We start from the raw sequence: 21,169 nt of genomic DNA on the forward strand, positions 1-21,169 counted from the left end.
CGTCACCGGTGGGCGTCGTCGTCGAATCCCGTCCCCCTTCCGGCGCTGCCCGGCGAGGCTACGACACGGCCCGGACGGCGCCTACCCTGTGGGGGTGTCAGCTCCTCGTCTGCGCCGGGTGGCCGTGCTGGTCCTGGACGGCGCCAAGCCGCTCGACGTCGGGATCCCCGCGCAGGTGTTCTCCACCCGCGGCAGCATGCCGTACGAGGTGCGGGTGTGCGGGGCCGCGCCCGGGCTGGTCGCGGGCGGGGACGGCCTGTCGTACCACGTGGCGCACGGGCTGGAGGCGCTGGAGTGGGCGGAGTCGGTGTTCGTCCCCGGCTACCGGCACCCCGACCGGGACGACCCGCCGCCCGCCGTGGTCGAGGCGCTGTGCGCCGCGCACGCGCGCGGGGCCCGGCTGGCGGCGATCTCCACCGGGGCGTTCGCGCTGGCCGCGACCGGCCTGCTGGACGGCCGCCGGGCCACCACGCACTGGCACTACACCCGGGCGCTGGCCGCCAAGTACCCGAAGGTGCGGGTGGACGAGAACGTGCTGTTCGTCGACGAGGGCAGCGTGCTCACCTCGGCGGGCGCCGCGTCCGGCATCGACCTGTGCCTGCACGTGCTGCGCAGCGACCTGGGGGTGGCCGCGTCCAACCACACCGCGCGCCGCCTGGTCGCCGCGCCCTACCGCAGCGGCGGCCAGGCGCAGTACGTGCCGCGCAGCGTGCCCGAGCCGGTCGGCGAGCGGTTCGCGGCGACCCGCGAGTGGGCGCTGCACCGGCTGGACGAGCCGCTGACGGTGCGGACGCTGGCCCGGCACGCCGCCGTCTCGCCGCGCACCTTCTCCCGCCGCTTCGTCGAGGACACCGGCTACACCCCGATGCAGTGGGTGCTGCGGGCCCGCGTCGACCTGGCCCGTGAGCTGCTGGAACGCTCCGGACACAGCGTCGAGCAGATCGCCGCCGAGACCGGCCTGGGCACCGGCGCGAACCTGCGGGCGCACTTCCAGCAGATCCTCGGGACCACGCCCAGCGACTACCGCCGGACGTTCACCAGAGGCGAGTAGGCGCCCTTCCGCGGTTGGCACGATCCTTGCGAACAGTGGCACGGCCGCCACTGCCACCGGCCCGTCCGGCGAGCGACAGTGGAAGCACCACCCCGCGAGAACACCGCGCAAGAGCCGCAGAGAAGGGCACCACCCATGACCCGCATCGCCGTCAACGGATTCGGCCGCATCGGACGCAACGTGCTGCGCGCCCTGCTGGAGCGCGACAGCAAGCTGGAGGTCGTCGCCGTCAACGACCTGACCGAGCCGACCACGCTCGGCCGGCTGCTCGCCTACGACACCACCTCGGGCCGGCTCGGCCGCCCCGTCACCGTCGAGGGCGACACCCTGGTGGTCGACGGCCGCCGGATCAAGGTCCTCGCCGAGCGCAACCCCGCCGACCTGCCCTGGGCCGAGCTCGGCGTCGACATCGTGCTGGAGTCCACCGGCCGGTTCACCTCCGCCGAGGCCGCCCGCGCCCACCTCACCGCGGGCGCGAAGAAGGTCCTGGTGTCCGCCCCGTCCGACGGCGCCGACGTCACCCTCGCCTACGGCGTCAACACCGACGCGTACGACCCGGCCCTGCACACCGTCGTCTCCAACGCCTCCTGCACCACCAACGCGCTCGCCCCGCTGGCCGCCGTCCTCGACGAACTCGCGGGCATCGAGCACGGGTTCATGACCACCGTGCACGCCTACACCCAGGAGCAGAACCTCCAGGACGGCCCGCACCGCGACCCGCGCCGGGCCCGCGCCGCCGCCGTCAACATCGTCCCGACCACCACCGGCGCCGCCAAGGCGATCGGCCTGGTGCTGCCGCAGCTGGACGGCAAGCTGTCCGGCGACTCGATCCGGGTGCCGGTGCCGGTCGGCTCGATCGTCGAGCTGAACACCACCGTCGCCCGCGACGTCACCCGCGAGGAGGTGCTCGCCGCCTACCGCGAGGCCGCGGCGGGCAAGCTGGCGGGCGTGCTGGAGTACTCGGAGGACCCGCTGGTCTCCTCCGACATCACCGGCAACCCGGCGTCCTCGATCTTCGACTCGGAGCTCACCCGGGTCGACGGCCGCCACGTCAAGGTGGTCGCCTGGTACGACAACGAGTGGGGCTTCTCCAACCGGGTCATCGACACCCTGGAGCTGCTCGCCGCGAGCTGACGCCGCGCCGCACGGGGCCCGGACCGGGAGCGGTCCGGGCCCCCGCGCGTCACTTGCCCAGCAGGCCGACCGCGTTGCCGTCCGGGTCGGTGAACACTGCCAGGCGGTCGCCGCCCTGCACCGGCTGCGGCTCCAACCGGCGGGCCCCGCCCAGCTCGACGGCGCGCTCCAGGGCCGCGTCCAGGTCGTCCACCCGGAAGTAGACGGCGAAACCGGTGTACGGGGCCTCGGGCCCGGCCTGCCCGATGCCGCCGGTCGGCCGGCCCTCGCCGTCGTCGCCGACCAGCGCGTACGTCCCGTCCAGGACGTGCACCGGCCAGCCGAACAGCTCGCCGTAGAAGGCGCGGGCGCGCGGCGCGTCGGGGGAGGACAGGTCGAACCAGGCGGCGGTGTGCGGAGGGTTGGTCATCGGTAGCTCCTTCGTCAGGGAACGGAAAGCCGTTCGAGGAGGAGACCGGCGCGGTGCGGCAGAATCGTCGCCCATGAGCGAAGTTCCCCCGGAACGGGACGACCTGGCCCTGGCCCGGGCCGGGGACGACGCCGCGTTCACCCGGCTGATCGCCCCGCTGCGCCGCGAACTGCACGCGCACTGCTACCGGATGCTCGGCTCGGCGCACGACGCGGACGACGCCCTGCAGGAGGCGCTGCTGCGGGCCTGGCGCGGCATCGACCGCTTCGAGGGCCGCAGCTCGCTGCGCGGCTGGCTGTACACCGTCGCCACCCGCACCTGCCTGGACGCCGTGGAGCGGCGCGGCCGACGCGCGCTGCCCGTCGACCTCGGCCCGGCCAGCACCCGGGTCGTCCTGGACGGCCGACCGGACACCGAGACCGCCTGGCTCGGGCCGTACCCCACGCCGGAGGACCCGGCCGAACGCCACCAGCGGTACGAGGCCGTCGAGTTGGCGTTCGTCGCCGCGCTCCAGCACCTGCCCGGCAACCAGCGGGCCGCCCTGCTCCTGTTCGACGTGCTCGGGTTCACCGCCGCCGAGATCGCCGCGCTGATGGACACCACCCCCGGCTCGGTGAACTCCGCGCTGGCCCGGGCCCGCCGCCGGCTCGCCGACGCCGCACCCGCGCCCGGGCAGCAGCAGGTCCTGCGGATGCTCGGCGACGCCCGCGTCCGGGAGACCGTCACCGCGTACCGCACCGCCCTGGAGCGCGGCGACGCGGACGCCCTGGTCGCGCTGCTCACCGAGGACGTCACCTGGGCGATGCCGCCGCTGCCGCACTGGTACCGCGGCCGGGACGCCGTCACGGAGTTCGCCGTCGCCGTCCCGCTCACCCGCTGCCCCAGCTGGCGGACCGTCCCCGTCAGCGCCAACTCCCAACCTGCGGTCGCCTGTTACCTGGGCACCTCGGCCGCAGCGGTGCACACCGCCTGGTCGGTCACCGTCCTCGACCTGGCCGCGGACGGCCGGATCGCCGCCCTGACCTCCTTCCTCGGCGCCGAGCACGTCACCGCGTTCGGCCTGCCGGAGCAGTGGGCCTGAGCCGCCACCGGCACACCGCCCCGGTCAGGCACCGGGGCGGCGGCGGCTCGCGTACAGGGCACCGCCCGCGGCGACGGCCAGACCGGCGGCCAACGGCGTCGCGCGGGCCGGGACGCGGCCGGTGTCGTACGAGGAACCGTCGGACAGCACGCAGGAGAAGCCGACCACCGGGAACAGGTCGACCCGGTAGTCGACCACCTGCTCGGCGGGCTTCCCGTCGATCCGGCACGGCCACGGCGGGGAGGAGTCCGTACCGCCCTCCTCCGCCGAGGTGACGGCCCCCAGCAGGGGGTTCAGCAGCTGGCTCAGCGCCACGACGGCCGCCCCCGACAGCACCAGGGCCGCCACCCGCGGCCACCGCCGGTCCCAGGCCGCGCCGACGGCGAACACCAGCAGCACGGCCAGGGCCATCCAGGTGGCCGGTGCGAGCAGGACCAGGGCGAAGATCTCCACGGCGCGGCCTCCGGGGCGGTGGGCGAGAACCCGTCGCCGACAGGACCGCGGGGGAGGGCGGTCCGGTTCCGCACCGAGCGGTGCGGAACGTCCGGCGGCACCCGGAACGGAACGGTGCGACGGCTGACAACCTTTCCCCCGGGCCGGGGCGTCTGGTCGGTGTGAGCCGAGAAACCGAGGACGACGCCTACGCCGCTTTCGTCGCGACCGCCTGGCCCCGGCACCTGCGCACCGCGACGCTGATCGCGGGCGACCGGCACCGGGGCGAGGAACTGCTCCAGGACTGCCTGGTCAAGCTGTACGTGCGCTGGCGACGGATGCGGACCGACGATCCGCACGCCTACCTGCGGCGGATGCTGGTCAACAACCACATCAGCTGGTGGCGGCGTCGCCGCCGGGAACTGCTCATCGCCGAACCGCCGGACGGGCCCTCCGGCGGTGCGGCGGGGACGGAGACCTCGGACGAGCTGTACCGCGCGCTGCGCGAACTCCCGCCCAGACAACGGGCAGTGGTCGTGCTGCGGCACTTCGAGGACCTGACGGAGAAGGACGCCGCCGCGGTCCTCGGGTGCTCGGTCGGCACCGTCAAGAGCCAGCACTCCCGGGCGATGGCCCGGCTGCGCACCGTCCTGGCCCGCAACCCGTCCGGGGACGAGGAGAGCTCCGAGGACCCGGCGGGGAGCCACGCGCCGTACCAGCCGAAGAACCGATGGAAGAACCAGGAGAGTGCCGCCCGATGAACGACACCGAGCACCAGGAGATGTCCCACGCGCTGCGGGACCTGGCCGACCGGCACGGCCCCGCCGGGCCCGCCCCGGTCATCGAACTGCTGCACCGCGGCCGCCGCCGCCGCGGGCTGCGCACCGCCGCCGTCACCGGCAGCGTCGCCGCCGTCGCCGCGGTCGCGGTGTTCGGCGGGATCGCCCTCTCGGGCGGGCCGGCCACGACCGTCGCCGGTCCGGCCGCGTCCGCGTCCGTCTCCTCCACGGCCTCCGCCTCCGCCTCCGCGTCCGCTTCTGCCTCCGCCTCGGGGACGTCCGGCGGTGCGGCCCAGTCGGGCCCGGCCACCGGGGCGGAGGTCGCCGAACTGCTCAAGAGCCACCTCCCGCAGGGCTACCGGGTGGACGGCGAGCCGCTTCTGTTCAACGCGCAGGGCCTCGACCAGAGCCTTCTCGACAAGCAGCTCACCGAGGAGCAGCGGAAGCAGGCCGCCGAGCAGGGCGGGCTCCCCGGACGGCTTCGGGACGTCACCCCGGTCGGCGCCGGGTACACCATCGTCAAGGGGTCGAAGACGGGCACCGTGCAGCTCACCATCAACCGCGGGACGGGCCAACAGGCGCCGACCACGTGCCACACCAAGGGCTGCAGCCTCACCGGGCAGCCGGACGGCAGCACCCTGGAGCTCTACCTCCCGCCCGCCGCGGCGGGCGGCGAGCAGGTCTGGCAGGCGATCCTCTACCGCACCGACGGCACCATGATCGAAGCCGGGTCGAGCACCGTCCCGCTGCCCGGTCACGGCCAGAGCCTGTACGCCGGACCGCCCGTCCTGGACGGCCAGCAGCTCACCGCGCTCGTCCTCGACCCGGTCTGGGTCCAGGGGGCGTCCGGCCACTGATCCGGCGCCGGTCAGCGCCCCGACCCCCGCCGGCGGTGGGGCGGGACACCGGCCGGAACCAGGTACCGGCGGCGGAGGAGCTATTCGCCCAACGCCCGTACCAGCACAAGTAGTTCACGTGCAGCACGAGTCGGCAGCGCAGGCACCGCCCGCTCCAGGACGCTCCGCGCCTCCGCGGGCCCGGGGCAGCAGGACGGCTGACCGCAGCGGTCCCGGTGGAACGGCGGCGGGCTGAGCCCGGACGCCCGGGCGACCGACTCCCGGCGCTGCAGCGCCACCCTCCACGGCACCCGCCCCCCACCGCCCCCGCTCCCGCTCCGGTCGGGTCGACGCGGCGTGCGCCGGGCCGGGCGGCCGACCGGTCCGCGAGGATCCGCGCGGCGGCACCCGGCGGCACCCGGCGGCACCCGGCGGCACCCGGCAGCCCGAGGGGCGCGTACGCGGCAAGGCCCTTTCGACGGTTCGTCATCCCTTCACCCGGTCGGACACCAGCGGTGCCGGTCAGGCGGTTTGACGTGTCGTCGAAAGGGCCGGGGCGGTGCGGGGAGGGGGTTACTTCGGGTCGCGGTCGAACTGGGCGCGGGACCAGCGGTAGCCGAGGACGGTCAGGGCGAGGCACCAGACCAGGGCGATCCACCCGTTGTTGCCGACGTGGGTGCCCAGCAGCAGGCCGCGCAGGGTCTCGATGGCGGGGGTGAAGGGCTGGTACTGGGCGACCGGCTGGAACCAGCCGGGCATCGAGTGCAGCGGGACGAAGGCGCTGGAGATCATCGGCAGCAGGATCAGCGGCATCGCGGCGTTGCTGGCGGCCTCCGCGTTGGGGCTGCCCAGGCCCATGCCGACGGCGATCCAGGTCAGGGCGAGGGAGAACAGGACGAGCAGTCCGAACGCGGCCAGCCACTCCAGGGCGGTGGCGCCGTGCGGGCGGAACCCGATGGCCGCTCCGACCAGGCCGACCAGCACCACGCTGGCCACCGACTGCAGCACGCTGCCGGCCACCCGGCCGAAGAGCACCGAGTCGCGGTGGATCGCCATGGTGCGGAAGCGGGCGACGATGCCCTCGTTCATGTCGGTGGCCATCGAGACGGCGGTGCCGATCACGGTCGAGCCGACGGTCATCAGCAGGATGCCGGGCACCAGGTAGGCGACGTAGGCGGAGCGGCCCGCGCCGCCGCTCATCGCGCCGCCGAAGACGTACACGAACAGCAGGAGCAGCATCACCGGGGTGAGCAGCAGGTTCAGGGTGAGCGAGGGGTAGCGGCGGGCGTGCAGCAGGTTGCGCCGCAGCATGGTGGACGAGTCGCGGACGGCGAGGGCGAGCTGGCTGCTCATCGGGCGTTCTCCTCAGCGGCGGTCTGGTCGGCGGTGTTCTGGGCGGCGGTGGCGGTGCTCTGGGCGGGGAGGGCGGGGGCGCCGGTGAGGGCGAAGAAGACGTCGTCGAGGTCGGGGGTGTGGACGGTGAGCTCGTCGGCCTCGACCCCGGTGGCGTCGAGGCGGTCCAGGACGGAGCGCAGGGCGCGCTGGCTGCCGTCGCTGGGGACGTCGAGGGTGAGGGCGTCGTCGTCGCGGGCGGCCTCGGGCAGGGCGGCGGCGGCGGTGCGGTGGGTGGCGGGGTCGGTGAAGCGCAGGCGGACGTGGCCGCCGGGGACGAGGCGCTTGAGTTCCGCGGCGGTGCCCTCGGCGGCGATGGTGCCGCCGTGCAGGACGGCGATGCGGTCGGCGAGCTCGTCGGCCTCCTCCAGGTACTGGGTGGTGAGGAAGACGGTGGTGCCGTCGGCGACCAGCTGCCGGATGACCTGCCACATGGTGTGGCGGCTGCGCGGGTCGAGGCCGGTGGTGGGTTCGTCGAGGAAGATGATCCGGGGGTTGCCGACCAGGGTCATGGCGATGTCGAGGCGTCGTTTCATGCCGCCGGAGTAGGTGGAGGCGGGCTTGTCGGCGGCGCCGGTGAGGTCGAAGCGGGCCAGCAGTTCGGCGGCGACCTTGCGGCCCTCGGCCTTGGGCAGGTGGTGCAGGTCGGCCATCAGCAGCATGTTCTCGGTGCCGGTGATCAGGCCGTCGACGGCGGAGAACTGGCCGGTGACGCCGATCGCGGCGCGGACCTGCTGGGGGTGGGTGGCCAGGTCGTGGCCGCCCACGCTCACCTGTCCGGCGTCGGGGCGGACCAGGGTGGAGAGGATCTTGACGGCGGTGGTCTTGCCGGCCCCGTTCGGGCCGAGCAGGGCGAAGACCGTTCCGGCGGGGACGGCGAGGTCGACGCCGTTCAGCACGGTCTTGTCGCCGTAGGACTTGCGCAGCCCGCTCGCCGCGATGGCCAAGCCGGTCATGGGTGCTCCCTGTGGGTGTGGGGTGGTGCGGTGGAGTGGCGGTGCGGGGTGGTGCGGTGGGGTGGTGCGGTGGCGGTGCGGGGTGCTCTGGCGGTGGTGCTGGGGGCGGGGCGGCGCCGCCTCGGCGGGCGGCGCCGGTGCCGCGGACGGGCCCGGGGGCCGTGGGTGGGAGGGTGACGCCGGGTCAGGCGGCGGTGGCGGCGGAGATGTCGCCGTGCGCGGTGGTGGCGCGGATGGTGACGGCGGGGGCGTCGTCGGCGTTGCGCAGTGCGTTGTGGATGCGGCCGTGGCCGGTGCCGGCGTCCAGCGAGGCGGAGACGCCGCGGGCCACGCCGACCGAGATCGAGCCGGACCGGGTGGTGAGGTCGAGCGGGCCGCGCACCGCCTCGGTGACGGTCAGGTCGCCGCGCTGGGTGCTGAGGCCGCCGGGGCCGGTGAGGCGGCCGACCTCGATGCTGCCGTCCTGCAGGGTGAGGCTGGCGGCGGAGGCCTCGTCGAGCTTCACGGTGCCCCGGGCGCTCTCGAAGGAGACGTCGCCCAGCCGTCCCACGCCCCGGAGCCGGGCGTCCGCGCTCCTCGCCTCGACCTTCGAGCCGGAGGGCAGCTGCACGGTGACCTCCAGTGCGCCGGACGTTCCGAACAGGCGGTGCGCGGCGGAGTCGGTGACGATCCGCAGCACGCCGTCGGCGTAGCTGACCTCGGTCTGCTCGACGGCCTTCTCGTCGCGGCCCTTGGCCGGGTCGGCGGGCCGCAGGTCGACCACGGTGTCGGTGCGGTCGGCGGCGATGAAGCGGACCAGACCGGCCGGGACGTCCAGGACGACGGTGACCGGGGCGGGGGTGTCGAACTTCTGCACGGTGTGCTCCCTGGGGGTTTCGAGTGGTGCGTCGCTTCGTTTCTGACATTGGAAACGCTACGTTGCGTTCAAGGATCGGGCAACATACTTGTTGCAATCGAAGTGAATTTACGCAGGTGAAAGCCGGTAAATCGTTGCAACTGCCCTGAAGCTAACGCAACGTCAGGAGTGCTGGCCGTTGCAATGGAATGAGGGTGAACGCTATGCTGGGCGGGCAAGCGCCACGCGTCGCAGAAAGGGGCCCCGATGCCCGGAGGCCGGCTCACCCAGCAGGAACGCCAGCAGATCGCCCTGGGCCTGGCCGAGGACCTCGCCTACGCGGAGATCGCCCGCCGGATCGACCGTCCGACCTCCACCGTCACCCGCGAGGTCATGCGCAACGGCGGCCCGACCGGCTACCGGGCCGACCTCGCGCACCGGGCCACCGAGCGCCGCGCCCACCGCCGGGCCGCACCGGCCCGCGGCCCGCTCCCGGCCGACCGCTCGGCCGACCGCTCGGCCGACCGCCCGGCCGACGGGCGCGACCCCGTGGCGGTGGACGCCTTCGAGGAGGCGATCACCACCGTCTTCATGCACTCCGGCCTGAGCCGGATGCCCGCCCGGGTGCTGGCCGCGCTGCTGCTCACCGACTCCGGCAGCCTGACCGCCGCCGAGCTCGCCCGGCGTCTGCAGGTCAGCCCGGCGTCGGTGTCCAAGGCGGTGGCCTTCCTGGACGAGCAGTCGATGGTCCGCCGGGAGCGCGACGAGCGCCGCCGCGAGCGCTACCTGGTGGACGAGGAGATCTGGTACCAGTCCGCGGTGGCGAGCGCCCACGCCAACGCCACGGTGGCCGCCACCGCCCGCCAGGGCGTCTCCGTCCTCGGCTCGGCCACTCCCGCCGGGGTGCGGCTGGAGAACGTGGCCCGGTTCCTCGACCACCTCTCCGAGGTGCTGCTGCGCGGCGCCGAGCAGGCGCGCGAGGTGCTCTCCAGCAAGCCGGCGGGGGAGGGGCCGGTTGACCCCCGCGAATAGTTAACCGTTCTACTTGATGGCGGCGGAGTGCGGCTCATTTTTCTCGGGCGCAAGGTCAATTAATCGGTTAAGTCGAAACCGTTGACCGGGGTGGTTGGGCGTGCCAGGATCCCGCAGACAACGTTGCCAAGGCCCTGTTCTCCCGGGCCGGCCGCGTTCCCCCACCCACCCCCACCCGAGGAGAGTCATGGAAAAGCCGCCGAGCCGCAGGGCGCTCACGGCTGTCGGCGCGGCAGTCGCCGCCGTCTTCGGCCTGCTGTTCTCCGTCTTCGGATTCGCCCCCGGCAGCGCCGAGGCCGCCACCACCGGCATCCACGTCGCCAACGGCCGGATCTACGAGGCGAACGGCAACCAGTTCGTCATGCGCGGCGTCAACCACGCGTACGCCTGGTACCCCGGCCAGACCACCGCGATCGCCGACATCGCGTCCAAGGGCGCCAACACCGTCCGCGTCGTGCTCAGCAACGGCGACCGCTGGACCCGCACCACCACCGCCCAGGTCTCCGCGCTGATCGCCCAGTGCAAGGCCGCCAAGGTGATCTGCGTCCTGGAGGTGCACGACACCACCGGCTACGGCGAGGACGCCGCCGCCACCACCCTCGACCGGGCCGCCCAGTTCTGGGTCGACAACAAGGGCGCGCTGGACGGCCAGGAGGGGTACGTCGTCGTCAACATCGCCAACGAGCCCTGGGGCAACAACGGTTACACCGCCTGGACCGCGGCCACCAAGAGCGCCGTCGCCAAGCTGCGGGGCGCCGGGATCCACCACGCGCTGATGGTCGACGGCCCGAACTGGGGCCAGGACTGGTCGAACACCATGCGCGACAACGCCGCCTCGGTGCTCGCAGCCGACCCCGACCGCAACACGATCTTCTCGATCCACATGTACGGCGTCTACAACACCGCCGCCAAGGTGCAGGCCTACCTGAACGCCTACACCTCCGCCCAACTGCCGATCGTGGTCGGAGAGTTCGGCGCCCAGCACAGCGACGGCGACCCGGACGAGGACGCCATCATGGCCACCGCCCAGACCCAGGGCATCGGCTACCTCGGCTGGTCCTGGAGCGGCAACGGCGGCGGCGTCGAGTACCTCGACCTGGTCAACGGCTTCGACCGGAACGCGCTGACCGCCTGGGGCAACCGCCTCTTCAACGGCGCCAACGGCATCGCCACCACCGCCCGCACCGCCACCGTCTACACCGGGGGCACCCCGACCGCTCCGGCCCCGGCCTCCCCGACGGCGTCCCCGACCGCGACCAAGGCGCCGAACGGGTACCCCTACTGCGCCTCGGCCGCCTCGGACCCGGACGGGGACGGCTGGGGGTGGGAGAACAGCGCCTCCTGCGTGGTGCGCGGCGGCAAGGCCGACACCGGCGCGAGCGCGACCACCGCGCCGAACGGGTACCCGTACTGCGCCTCGGCCTCGTCCGACCCGGACGGGGACGGCTGGGGCTGGGAGAACAGCGCCTCCTGCGTGGTGCGCGGCGGCAAGGCCGACCACTGATCCCGTGATCCGGTGAATCCGTGACCCCGGCGACCCGCCCCCGCGCCCCGGCGTCGGCCCGGCTGCTCAGCGGTGGCTGCGGTGCGCGGTCGCCGGGCCGACCTCCCGCAGCCGGGCCAGCGCCTCCAGACTGCCGTCGGCGTCGGGCGGGGGCGTGAACAGGCGCAGCCGCTGGTCCGCGGCCTGGGTCTGCAGCAGCTCGTAGTCGAACTCGATCGGCCCGATGTCCGGGTGGCGCACCCGCAGCCGACTCGTCCGGCGCACCGCGACCTCGTGCCGCTGCCAGAGCCCGGCGAACTCCGCGCTGGCCGCGGTCAGCCGGTCGACCAGGGCGCGGGCGGGCGGGTCGAAACCGCGGCGGGTGGCGGCGGCGCGCAGTTCCGCGACGTGCAGGCGGCCGAGCGGTTCGCGCTCGTCGTCCGGGTACGCCTCCCGGACGGACGGCTCGGTGAACCACCGCCAGACGATGTTGCGGTCCGGCGCGGCGACCGTGCACACGCAGCCGAACAGGGCCTCGGCCAGGGCGTTCTGGAGCAGCAGGTCGCCGAGGTCGGTGAGCAGTTGGGCGGGCGTGTCGCCGAGCCGGTCGAGCAGGTAGCGCAGCGCGGGTCGGACGTGCTGCCCGGCGGTCGGGCCCTCCGGCGGGCGGTGGCCCGCGAGCAGGTGCAGGTGGTCGCGCTCGTCGCCGGTCAGTTGCAGGGCCCGGGCGAGCGCGCCCAGCAACTGGGGCGAGGGCTGCGAGCTGCGGGCCTGTTCGAGCCGCATCACGTAGTCGGCCGACACCCCGGCGAGCTGGGCGAGCTCCTCCCGCCGCAGGCCGGGCGTGCGGCGCCGGGGCCCGTCGGGCAGTCCGGCGTCCTGCGGCCGCAGCCGTTCGCGGGAGCGGCGGAGGAAGTCCGCCAGTCCGGTCCGGTCCATCTGCATGCCGTCCATCCTGCGCCGTCGGGGGCGCTTCCCGCACCGCTCCGGCGGAATTCGCCGACCTCCGGTGGAGTGCGGCGGGGTGGCCCGCTCAACAGGGCGCTCGGCGGTCGGAGGACTAGCGTGGCGGGGGAGAGGGGTGCTGCCCAGTCCACCGGGCCGCCGGTCGTGGGCACGGGCCCCGTGGCGCGGCTTCCGTGGTGGCGCCCCGTCGCGGTGCGTGCCCGCTCCCCCCGGCTGCCGGACCGGTGGCGGAAGGAGGAGTGATGGCTGTCGCCGTGGAACCGGACCGGGCGAAGCAGGAGGCGTTCGCGGGCCGGATGGTGGAGGTGCTCAACGACGCCTGCCTGGGGCTGATGGCCGGGGTCGGGCACGAGAGCGGCCTGTTCGACGTCATGGCGGGCCTGGAGCCGCCCGCCGCCACCGCCGCCGAGGTCGCGCGGGCCGCCGGACTGAACGAGCGGTACGTCCGGGAGTGGTTGGGCGCGATGGTGACGGGCGGCGTCGTGGAGTACGACCCCGGGCGGGAGACGTACCTGCTGCCGCCCGAGCACGCGGCCTCGCTGACCCGCGCCGCGGGGCCGGACAACCTGGCCCGGATCGCACAGGACCTCGGCATGCTGGCCGAGGTCGACCAGCAGGTGGTGGAGGCGTTCCGGACCGGCGCCGGAGTCCCGTACTCGGCGTACCCGCGCTTCCAGGCGATCCAGGCCGAGGAGTCCGGGGAGGTGTACGACCTCGCCCTGGTGGACGGGATCGTGCCGCTGGTGCCCGGCCTGCCGGACCGGCTGCGCGCGGGCCTCGACGCCGTCGACGTCGGCTGCGGGCAGGGGCACGCGGCCAACGTCCTGGCCGCGGCGTTCCCCGCCAGCCGCTTCCACGGCCTGGACCGTTCCGAGGAGGGCATCGCCGCCGCCCGCGCCGAAGCCGCCGAACTCGGCCTGCGGAACGTGGAGTTCCAGGTCGGCGACAGTGCCGAACTGACCGGCTCCTACGACCTGGTGACGGCCTTCGACGTCATCCACGACCTCGCCCGGCCCACCCGCACCCTGGCGGCGATCGCCGGGGCGCTGCGCCCGGACGGGGTCTTCCTGATGGGCGACATCGCCGCCTCCAGCCGCCTGGAGGAGAACGTCGACCACCCGCTGTGCCCGGCGCTCTACGCCTTCTCGGTGTTCTACTGCATGAGCGTCTCGCTCAGCGAGGGCGGCGAGGCCCTGGGCACGGTCTGGGGCGAGCAGACCGCCCGCCGGATGCTCGCCGAGGCGGGTTTCGGCCGGGTCGACACCCGCCGGGTCGAGGGCGACATCCTCAACGTCTACTACGTGGCCCGGCGTTGAGGGCGCCGGGGGTTCGAGGACGCCGCCGGGCCCCGGCCGCGGGTGCGGTCGGGGCCCGGCGGGTGGGCTCGGTGGCGGCCCGTCAGCAGGGGAACGTCCCGCTGTAGAGGGCGTGCCCGTACGAGGAGGTGCCGGGGCCGAAGCCGTAGATGCCGTCGTCGCTCCAGACCGCCTCGCGGAAGCCGTTCGCGCAGGTGGAGGCCGGTGCGAGGGCGAAGCCCTCCAGGTTGTCGACCGGCATCACGGCGGGGTTGGTGTAGGTCGCGTCCGGGACGATCGCGCCGGAGGCGTTGACCTTCAGGAAGGTGTGGGTCTCGCCGCAGGTGTTGTCGCAGGTGGCGACGATCCGCTGGGTGCCCGCGTCGTAGGTCACGTCCATCACGCCCGGCTTGCCGGTGGAGACGGTGCCGAAGGTGGTGAAGCTGCCGTCCGAGTTGAGGCCGTAGACGTGCAGGGTGCCGTCGTACTCCAGGCCGGCGAAGAACAGGCCGCTTCCGTGCAGCGGGTAGTTGGCCGGGTTGTAGGCGGCGCCGGTCAGCGGGTCGGTCCAGCCGTTGGCGGTCAGCCAGCTGTCGGGGACGAAGCCGACGCCCTCGAAGCCGAGGTTGGCGTCGTCCTTGCTGCCGGTGTTCAGCTGCGGGAACTGCGCGGTCATGTCCCACTGGTGCAGCGGGGTGAGGACGCTGCCGGTGGCGGCCGGGTCGAACTCCATGACGGTGTCCTTCGGCACGGTGTTGTTGCCGTTGTCGCGCTCGGAGGTCACGTAGAGGTGGCCGTTGCCGCCGACGGTCAGGCCCTCGGAGTCGGGCTGGCCGGTGCCGCCCGCGAAGCGGATCTGCTTGCCGGTCGCGCTCCAGGTCGCGTCCGGGACCCACTTGCCGTTGCTCTTGACCAGCTTGTACAGCCAGTTCTTGTTCTTGGCGGCCCACAGCACGGACGGGTCGGCCGGGTCGAAGGCCAGCCCGCTGACGTCGCGGCCCTCGGGCCCGGTGGAGGTGGTGAACGCGCAGACGTTGTCGGCGACGGTGACGTCGAGGCCGCCGGGCCAGGACAGGGTGCCGGACGGGGTGGCGCCGGTGCCGCTCGGGGCCTCCGGGGTGCAGCCGCTGGTGAGCGAGCCGCCGCCGCCGAGCAGGTGGCCGGTGCCGCCGCCCGTGCCGCCGCCGGGGGTGCTGCCGGAGCAGGAGTTCACGGCGCCGAAGGTGGCGTTCGCGGAGGTCTGGAAGCCGGTGGCGCAGCGCTCGTCGGAGGGCGAGGCGCCCGCGGCGGCCCAGGTGACCGAGTCCACGGTGTTGCCGCTGCCGTCGAGCAGGAACAGCGAGTCGTTGCCGCCCAGGCCGATGGTCGAGTTGAACGTGACGTAGCCGCCCGCGGGGATGCTGGTGGCGCTCGGCGCGGAGGCGGAGACCGACGCCGCGCCGTGCGAGGTGTCGCCGTCCACGTACTTCCACGTGCCGATGCTGACCGCGCTGGTGCCGCCGTTGTACAGCTCGACGGTGTCGGAGCCGTCCGAGCCGACCTCGTTGACCACGACCCGGCTCGCGGCCGGGACGCTCGCCGGGCAGCCCGCCGCGTTCGCCGCACCGAAGGTCGTCGCGGTGGTGGTGGTCACCCACGCACCGGTGCCGTCGCCGCCGCAGCGCGCCATCGCGGGCTTGGCCGCGTTGGTGGCCCAGTCGACCCGGTCGACCACCGTGCCGCCGGAGGTGTAGATCACCACCTTGTCCGCGTCACCCAGCCCCTTGGGCGAGTTGAAGGTGACGAAGCCGCCCGCCGGGATGCTGCTCGCGGACGGGCTGAAGGACTGCGGGGAGAAGCCGTCGTCGGCCATCTTCCAGCCGCTGATGCTCACCGCCGTCGGGCCGCTGTTGTAGAGCTCCACGGTGTCGTTGCCGGACGAGGTGACCTCGTTGATGCGCACGTTCTGGTAGCCGACGGGGTCCGCGGCAGCGGCGGGCTGCGCGGCGAACAGGCCGGTGACGAGCAGGCCGGAGAAGGCCAGGGACGCGGCGCACACGGAGGCGACGCCGACACGCGAGTGTGAGTTGGGCACGGGCCGGAACTCTGACGACCCGACGTGGAAACGGCGTGTACGCCGACTGAATCCCGGGCCCTTCCCGCCGGAACGCCAGGTGCTCGGGGAACGGTTCGCGCCAATCCGCCGCCGGGTCGGACTTACAACCAATGGTTGTGGGTGGTGTGGGTTTTCCCGCAGGTAGGACCGTCCTCGCCAGTGCTGGCCACAACCACGGATTGTCCACTAGGGTGGCCGCCGTGGACCTCGAAGCCGTACGCACCTACGTCGCCGTCGCGGAGGCGGGCCAGTTCCAGAAGGCCGCGACCGACCTGGCGATCACCCAGCAGGCCGTCTCCAAGCGCATCGCGGGGCTCGAACGCGACCTCGGCGTCCGGCTGTTCTCCCGCACCCCGCGCGGCGCCGAACCCACCGTCGACGGCCAGGCCTTCCTGCCGCACGCCCGCGAGCTGCTCCGGGCCGCCGACCGCGCCGCCGCCTCCGTCCGGCCCGGGAGCCGCCCGCTGCGCGTCGACGTGATCAACTCGCGCGGTGCGGCCTCCCGGCTGATGCGGGCCTTCCACCGCGCCCACCCCGGCGTCGAGTTGGACATCGTCATGCTGCTGGACATCGAGAGCGCCGTCGCCGCCCTGCGCTCCGGCGCCGTCGACGCCTCCTTCCGGGCCGTCGCCGCGCCCGGCATCCCGCTGCCCGAGGAGCTCACCGCCACCCGGGTCGTCGACGAGCCGCTCGACCTGCTCACCGGTCCCGGCCACGCGCTGGCCGCCGCCCGCTCGGTCCGGCTCGCCGACCTCGCCGGGCACCGGATCTGGATGCCCGGCATCCTGCCCGGCAGCGAGTGGGGCGCCTACTACGCGGCGCTGGCCGCCGAGTTCGGCCTCACCATTGAGTCCACCGGCCCCAACTTCGGCTCCGACGCCCTGCTCGACACCATCGCCGACACCCCCGCCCTGGCCACCTTCATGGGCGAGGACACCCGCCTGGTCTGGCCCGCGACGTACGGGCTGCGGCGCGTCCCGGTCACCGACCCCGTCCCGGTCTACCCGCACTCGCTGCTCCAGCACCGGGACAACCCGCACCCCGCCCTCCCGGCCCTGCACGCCCACCTGGCGGCGGCCGCCGCTCCGGCCGCATCCGGCGCCTGGGTCCCGGACTGGGTTCCGGGCTGGGGTGCGGACCGGGTTCCGGGCCGGGCGCGTTGAGGGTGTGGGCCGGGCGCGTCGGGCCCGCTACGCGGTGGCGCCGCCCGCGCGGAGGGTCAGCAGGGTGATCTCGCTCGGGGCGAGGACCCGGAACGGCGGGCCCCAGAAGCCGGTGCCGCGGCTGGTGTACAGCTGGGTCCGCTCGCCGTGGCGGCTCAGGCCCTGCACCACCGGCTGGTCCAGCCGGACCAGGTAGCGGAACGGCCAGATCTGGCCGCCGTGGGTGTGCCCGGAGAGCTGCAGGTCGATCCCGGCGGCCGCGGCCCGCGGGACGTACTTGGGCTGGTGGGCGACCAGTAGCACCGGCAGGTCGGGGTCGGCGCCGGCCAGTGCCGCGTCCAGGTCGGCCCGGTGGCCGGTGAGGCCGGAGGAGGCCGCGGTCACGTCGTCCACCCCGGCCAGGACCAGGGCGTCCCCGTCGCGTTCGACCAGCACGTGGCGGTTGTGCAGGGCCTCCCAGCCGAGCTCCGCCATCCGGTCCAGCCACCCCTGGGCCTCGCTGCCGTACTCGTGGTTGCCGGTCACGTACACCCGGGCCAGCCGGGCCCGGACCGCGCCGAGCGGGGCGGCCTGGTCGCGGCGCTGCTCGGGCGTGCCGTCCGCGATGTCGCCCGCGTGCACCACCACGTCCGGGTCCAGCGCGTTGACCGCCGCGGTGACCTCGGCGGACCAGGCCGCCCGGTCGATCGGCCCGTAGTGGGTGTCGGCCAGCAGGACGACCCGGGTGCCGTCCAGGCCGCGGCCGAGCCGGGGCAGGTGGACGTCCAACCGCCGGACCCGGGGCACCCGCATCGCCTCGTGGTGGCCCCAGGCCAGCAGGACGGCCGCCAGCAGGAGCACGGCCGCCGCGACCAGCCGGGCCCGGCCGGTGCCGCCGACGCCGAACCCGGCCAGCAGTGCGTCCGCCAGGGCGCCCAGCACCGAGCAGGTCCACAGCACCCACACCACGCCGAGGCTGGTGTCCGCGATCCGCGCGGCCCGGTCGTTGCGCGAGCGCGAGCGGTGCCCCGCGACCATCAGGAACGGGAAGCCCACCAGCCAGGCCGCCAGCACGGCCGTGCCCGCCAGCACCACCGGCAGCGGCCAGCCGGTGCCGGCCGCGAGCAGCGTCCACCACGGCGGCAGGCACAGCACCACCAGCACGAGCACCAGCACCGCCAGCCGCCGCGCCACCGCCCGCCGGGGCCTCCCGCCGCGGCCCGGCCCCGCGGCCGCCGCCCGCTGGCCGGGCACCTGCGCGGCGCCGGTGCCGGTGCCGGTGCCGGGGTCCGTGCCGGTGCCGGTGCTGCCCGGGGTCGGGCCCGGGCCCGGGCCGTTCAAGGTCTCGCTGTCCGCCACTGCGGTGCCTCCTCCTGTGCCGTGCGGTGCTGCCGTGCCGTGCTGGGTCGGGCGTTCTCCCCACCCTCCGGTACGGGCCCGGATCAGAAGGAGATCCGGGCCAGTTCCGTACGGGAGGCGATGCCGAGTTTCGCGTACGTGTGGGAGAGGTGGTAGCCCGCGGTGCGGGGGCTGATGAACAGGCGGCTGCCGATGTCCTTGTTGCTGAGGCCCTCCGCGGCCAGCCGGGCCACCTGGAGTTCCTGCGGGGTCAGCTGGTCCAGCGGGCCCGGCGCGGCGCTCTGGGAGGTGCTCTCGCCGGTGGCGCGCAGTTCGTTGCGGGCGCGTTCGGCCCACGGGCGGGCGGCGAGCTGTTCGAACGCGTGCAGGGCGGAGCGCAGTTGGGTGCGGGCCTCGGTGGTGCGGCGCAGGCGGCGCAGGCGTTCGCCGTACAGCAGCCGGGTGCGGGCGAGGTCGTACGGGGAGCCGCCGCCCTCCCCGTGCAACCGGACGGCCTCCTCGTAGTGCGCGACGGCGGCCTCCGGATCCTCGGTGAGCAGGGCGCGGCAGCGCAGGGCCAGGGCCTCGGCCCAGGGGTGGCCGCCGAGCGCGGCGTGGTCCCGGTACCAGGCTGCGGCGTCCCGGCCGTGGTCGGGACGGTCGAGGCGGGCGGCGGCTTCGACCAGGTCGGGCAGGGCGGCGATGATGCCCTGCCGGTCAGGGGAGGCGGCCAGGGCGGCGAGCCGGTCCAGGGCGGCTTCGGTGCGGCCCAGGCCCAGGTCGAGCAGGGCCAGGGCGGTGCCCGCGTGCACGGTGGACGGGGCGATCCCGCGGGCCAGCGCCTCTTCGGTGTGGGCCCGGCAGGCGTCCTCGTCGCCGCGCACGGCGGCCAGGTGCGCCAGCACGGTCGCGAGGTAGACCCGCACCCGGGTCTGTCCGCTGTCCTCGGCAGAGCGCAGCCCGTCGGTGGCGGTGCTGAGCGCGTCGCGGTGCCGCCCCAGCATCAACTGGGCCCGTGCCAAAAGCATTTGGGCCACCGCCAGGACGCCGAGCGCGCCGGTCTCCCGGCAGCGGCGCTCCACCGCGGCAGCCAGGTCGCGGGCCTGCTCGATCCGCCCGTCGAACAGGTGCCACCAGCCCGTCCGCACCGTCTCGCGCAGTGCGTGCGGGGAGTCCGACTCCTGTGCGGTGCGGGTGGGGTCGGTGTCGCTGGAGGTGGCGGGCGCGGCGCCGGACCCGCCCGCGCCGTCGAGGAGTTCGCGGACGGCGGCGGCGCTGTCGGCGAGTGGGGAGCGTTCCAGCCGGTGCTGTCCGGCGGCGAGCCGGGCGAGTGCGGCGATCCGGTCGGCGCCGGGCAGGGCGAGCGCGGCGGCCCGCTCGGCGCTCCGCTCGATCGCCTGCTGGTCACCCGCGTGCCAGGCGGCCTGCGCGGCCTGGAACAGCAGGACGCCCGCCAGTTCCGGGTCGGTTGACCCGGCCTCCCGGGCGGCTTCGGTGAACATCGCGTGGGCGTCGCGGGAGCGGTCCTGCTCGTCGGCGACGAGGGCGCGCAGCCGCACCGCCCGGGCCCGGCGCACCGGGTCGGCCAGGTGCGGCAGGGCTTCCAGGGTCAGGACGTCCGCCAGTTCCAGCTGCCCGGAGTCGGCGGCCGCCGAGGCCGCCTCGAACAGGCGGCGGCCGCGCTCGGCCGGGTCGGCGGTGAGCTCGGCGGAGCGCCGGTAGGTGGCCGTCACGGCGGCGAACGCGCCCCGGGAGCGGGCGTGTTCGGCGCTCCGCTCCAGCAGGCGGGCCGCCTCGGGATCGGGCCCGGTCGCGGCGGCGGCCAGGTGCCAGGCCCGCTGCCGGGCCAGGTCGGGGTCGTCCGGGTGCGCCCCGATGGCCTCGGCGAGCGCCCGGTGGGCGGCGACCCGGCGGCCCGCGGTGGCGCCCTGGTAGACGGCGGCGCGGATCACCGAGTGCCGGAACCGCACCCGCCCGTCCTCGACCGTCACCAGCCGGGCCCGTTCCGCGGCCTCCAGGTCGTCGAGCCCGGCGTCCAGCCGCTCGGCCGCGGCCAGCACGGCGTCCAGTCGGCCGTGCTCGTCGGCCGCCGCGACCAGCAGCACCGTCCGGGTGGCGGGCGGCAGGGCGGCCACGGACTCGGTGAAGGTCCGCAGCAGGCGGCTGTGCGCGGGCAGGCAGGCGACCCCGTACGGGGACGCGTAGTGCTCCGACTTCCTCTGTGCGGAGGGTAGTTCGAGCAACGCCAGCGGATTGCCCCGGGCCTCCCGGAGCACCAGCGCCCGGGCCGGGGCGGGCAGTTCGGCGGCTCCCGGCGCCGCGGCCAGCACCAGCTCCGCGGCGGCCCCGTCGAGCGGGCCCACCGGCAGCTCGGGCAGCCCCGGGGCGTCCGGCCCCTCCCCCTCGCGCCCGGCCAGCAGGACGGCGACCTGCTCCGCGCCCAGCCGCCGGGCCGCGAACAGCAGCACCTGCAGTGACTCCGCGTCCAGTTGGTGCGCGTCGTCCACGACCACCAGCACCGGCTGTTCGGCGGCCAGTTCGGACAGCAGGGTGAGCACCCCGAGGCCGGCCAGGAAGCGGTCGCCGGTCGCTGGGCCCGCCTGCAGGCCGAGGGCCCTCCGCAGCGCCCCGGCCTGTGCCCCGGGCAGCGAGCCGATCCGGTCCAGCACCCCCGAGAGCAGCAAGTGCATTGCGGCGAAAGGAAGTTCGCTCTCGCTTTCGACGCCCGAGCTGCGCAGCACCCGCATGTCCCGCTGCCCGCCCTGCTCCGCGGCGTGGTCGAGCAGCGCGCTCTTGCCGATGCCCGGCTCGCCTCGCAGCACCAGCGCCCCGCCGCGTCCCTCGCGGGCGTCGTCGAGTAGCCGGTCGATCGTGGCGGTCTCCGTCGTGCGTCCCTGCAGCATGCCGAGCAGC

The 21,169-nt window shown here is 74.7% G+C and carries 18 protein-coding genes; 9 read left to right on the forward strand and 9 right to left on the reverse strand.

The genetic code is table 11. The annotated features are described in order from the left end of the window. Positions 1–94: 94 nt before the first annotated feature. Positions 95–1,051 (forward strand): GlxA family transcriptional regulator, encoded by a 957-nt coding sequence (locus tag QSK52_RS05815; RefSeq protein ID WP_285734248.1) that lies wholly within the window; start codon positions 95–97, stop codon positions 1,049–1,051. Between the two features lie 135 nt (positions 1,052–1,186). Continuing rightward, positions 1,187–2,185, forward strand: coding sequence for a type I glyceraldehyde-3-phosphate dehydrogenase (gap, locus tag QSK52_RS05820; RefSeq protein ID WP_285734250.1), 999 nt, complete (start codon positions 1,187–1,189; stop codon positions 2,183–2,185). Between the two features lie 49 nt (positions 2,186–2,234). Here gap and QSK52_RS05825 read toward each other — a convergent pair whose 3' ends face one another. Further along, positions 2,235–2,594 (reverse strand): VOC family protein, encoded by a 360-nt coding sequence (locus tag QSK52_RS05825; protein ID WP_285734252.1) that lies wholly within the window; start codon positions 2,592–2,594, stop codon positions 2,235–2,237. Positions 2,595–2,667: 73 nt separating this feature from the next. On the opposite strand from QSK52_RS05825, the gene QSK52_RS05830 reads away from it, so the two are divergent. After that, positions 2,668–3,675, forward strand: a complete 1,008-nt coding sequence (locus tag QSK52_RS05830; RefSeq protein WP_285734255.1) for a sigma-70 family RNA polymerase sigma factor — start codon at positions 2,668–2,670, stop codon at positions 3,673–3,675. Positions 3,676–3,699: 24 nt separating this feature from the next. On the opposite strand, the gene QSK52_RS05835 is transcribed toward QSK52_RS05830, so the two are convergent. Beyond that, positions 3,700–4,128, reverse strand: coding sequence for a hypothetical protein (locus QSK52_RS05835; protein WP_285734257.1), 429 nt, complete (start codon positions 4,126–4,128; stop codon positions 3,700–3,702). Positions 4,129–4,289: 161 nt separating this feature from the next. Between QSK52_RS05835 and QSK52_RS05840 the strand changes: the two genes are divergently transcribed. Both QSK52_RS05840 and QSK52_RS05845 read left to right on the forward strand, forming a co-directional pair. Beyond that, positions 4,290–4,868: a SigE family RNA polymerase sigma factor gene (locus QSK52_RS05840; RefSeq protein ID WP_285734259.1), complete on the forward strand. Its 579-nt coding sequence runs from the start codon at positions 4,290–4,292 to the stop codon at positions 4,866–4,868. After that, entirely contained in the window at positions 4,865–5,743 is an 879-nt protein-coding gene (locus QSK52_RS05845) for a hypothetical protein (RefSeq protein ID WP_285734261.1), read from the forward strand. The genes QSK52_RS05840 and QSK52_RS05845 overlap by 4 nt, the downstream gene beginning before the upstream one ends. 552 nt (positions 5,744–6,295) lie before the next feature. On the opposite strand, the gene QSK52_RS05850 is transcribed toward QSK52_RS05845, so the two are convergent. The 3 genes from QSK52_RS05850 to QSK52_RS05860 all read right to left on the reverse strand — a co-directional run bounded on the left by QSK52_RS05850 (position 6,296) and on the right by QSK52_RS05860 (position 8,926). After that, the gene (locus QSK52_RS05850; protein ID WP_285734263.1) at positions 6,296–7,075 is read right to left on the reverse strand and encodes an ABC transporter permease; all 780 of its coding nucleotides are present in this window, start codon (positions 7,073–7,075) and stop codon (positions 6,296–6,298) included. Then, positions 7,072–8,070, reverse strand: a complete 999-nt coding sequence (locus QSK52_RS05855; protein ID WP_285734265.1) for an ATP-binding cassette domain-containing protein — start codon at positions 8,068–8,070, stop codon at positions 7,072–7,074. Before QSK52_RS05855 ends, QSK52_RS05850 begins: the two co-directional genes overlap by 4 nt. A 184-nt stretch (positions 8,071–8,254) precedes the next feature. After that, positions 8,255–8,926, reverse strand: coding sequence for a DUF4097 family beta strand repeat-containing protein (locus QSK52_RS05860; protein ID WP_285734267.1), 672 nt, complete (start codon positions 8,924–8,926; stop codon positions 8,255–8,257). Positions 8,927–9,172: 246 nt separating this feature from the next. On the opposite strand from QSK52_RS05860, the gene QSK52_RS05865 reads away from it, so the two are divergent. Together QSK52_RS05865 and QSK52_RS05870 are read left to right on the forward strand one after the other, a co-directional pair. Beyond that, positions 9,173–9,937 carry a helix-turn-helix domain-containing protein gene (locus QSK52_RS05865; RefSeq protein ID WP_285734269.1) on the forward strand — a complete coding sequence of 255 codons (765 nt, stop codon included), beginning with the start codon at positions 9,173–9,175 and terminating at the stop codon, positions 9,935–9,937. Between the two features lie 187 nt (positions 9,938–10,124). Next, entirely contained in the window at positions 10,125–11,441 is a 1,317-nt protein-coding gene (locus QSK52_RS05870) for a cellulase family glycosylhydrolase (RefSeq protein ID WP_285734271.1), read from the forward strand. Positions 11,442–11,507: 66 nt separating this feature from the next. Here QSK52_RS05870 and QSK52_RS05875 read toward each other — a convergent pair whose 3' ends face one another. Next, positions 11,508–12,365, reverse strand: a complete 858-nt coding sequence (locus QSK52_RS05875; RefSeq protein WP_435053163.1) for a helix-turn-helix transcriptional regulator — start codon at positions 12,363–12,365, stop codon at positions 11,508–11,510. Between the two features lie 263 nt (positions 12,366–12,628). Here QSK52_RS05875 and QSK52_RS05880 point away from each other — a divergent pair, with 263 nt between their 5' ends. Continuing rightward, entirely contained in the window at positions 12,629–13,702 is a 1,074-nt protein-coding gene (locus QSK52_RS05880; protein WP_285734276.1) for a class I SAM-dependent methyltransferase, read from the forward strand. An 82-nt stretch (positions 13,703–13,784) separates the two neighbouring features. On the opposite strand, the gene QSK52_RS05885 is transcribed toward QSK52_RS05880, so the two are convergent. Further along, positions 13,785–15,755, reverse strand: coding sequence for a lamin tail domain-containing protein (locus QSK52_RS05885; protein ID WP_285734277.1), 1,971 nt, complete (start codon positions 15,753–15,755; stop codon positions 13,785–13,787). A gap of 221 nt (positions 15,756–15,976) precedes the next feature. Between QSK52_RS05885 and QSK52_RS05890 the strand changes: the two genes are divergently transcribed. Further along, the gene (locus QSK52_RS05890; RefSeq protein WP_285734279.1) at positions 15,977–16,939 is read left to right on the forward strand and encodes a LysR family transcriptional regulator; all 963 of its coding nucleotides are present in this window, start codon (positions 15,977–15,979) and stop codon (positions 16,937–16,939) included. Positions 16,940–16,966: 27 nt separating this feature from the next. Here the strand turns inward: QSK52_RS05890 and QSK52_RS05895 are convergent, their stop codons facing one another. Together QSK52_RS05895 and QSK52_RS05900 are read right to left on the reverse strand one after the other, a co-directional pair. Then, on the reverse strand, positions 16,967–18,172 hold the full coding sequence (locus QSK52_RS05895) for a metallophosphoesterase (RefSeq protein ID WP_435053170.1): 1,206 nt from the start codon (positions 18,170–18,172) through the stop codon (positions 16,967–16,969). A gap of 188 nt (positions 18,173–18,360) precedes the next feature. After that, positions 18,361–21,159, reverse strand: a complete 2,799-nt coding sequence (locus tag QSK52_RS05900) for a helix-turn-helix transcriptional regulator (RefSeq protein WP_285734281.1) — start codon at positions 21,157–21,159, stop codon at positions 18,361–18,363. Positions 21,160–21,169: the final 10 nt, after the last annotated feature.

The organism is Kitasatospora phosalacinea (genome assembly GCF_030268885.1).
Lineage (GTDB): Bacteria > Actinomycetota > Actinomycetes > Streptomycetales > Streptomycetaceae > Kitasatospora > Kitasatospora phosalacinea_C.

Coding starts and splice junctions, on each gene's coding strand:
- gap (WP_285734250.1), top strand. CDS start 1,187: ATGACCCGCATCGCCGTCAACGGATTCGGCCGCATCGGACGCAACGTG.
- QSK52_RS05825 (WP_285734252.1), bottom strand. CDS start 2,594: ATGACCAACCCTCCGCACACCGCCGCCTGGTTCGACCTGTCCTCCCCC.
- QSK52_RS05830 (WP_285734255.1), top strand. CDS start 2,668: ATGAGCGAAGTTCCCCCGGAACGGGACGACCTGGCCCTGGCCCGGGCC.
- QSK52_RS05845 (WP_285734261.1), top strand. CDS start 4,865: ATGAACGACACCGAGCACCAGGAGATGTCCCACGCGCTGCGGGACCTG.
- QSK52_RS05850 (WP_285734263.1), bottom strand. CDS start 7,075: ATGAGCAGCCAGCTCGCCCTCGCCGTCCGCGACTCGTCCACCATGCTG.
- QSK52_RS05855 (WP_285734265.1), bottom strand. CDS start 8,070: ATGACCGGCTTGGCCATCGCGGCGAGCGGGCTGCGCAAGTCCTACGGC.
- QSK52_RS05865 (WP_285734269.1), top strand. CDS start 9,173: ATGCCCGGAGGCCGGCTCACCCAGCAGGAACGCCAGCAGATCGCCCTG.
- QSK52_RS05870 (WP_285734271.1), top strand. CDS start 10,125: ATGGAAAAGCCGCCGAGCCGCAGGGCGCTCACGGCTGTCGGCGCGGCA.
- QSK52_RS05875 (WP_435053163.1), bottom strand. CDS start 12,365: ATGCAGATGGACCGGACCGGACTGGCGGACTTCCTCCGCCGCTCCCGC.
- QSK52_RS05880 (WP_285734276.1), top strand. CDS start 12,629: ATGGCTGTCGCCGTGGAACCGGACCGGGCGAAGCAGGAGGCGTTCGCG.
- QSK52_RS05900 (WP_285734281.1), bottom strand. CDS start 21,159: ATGCTGCAGGGACGCACGACGGAGACCGCCACGATCGACCGGCTACTC.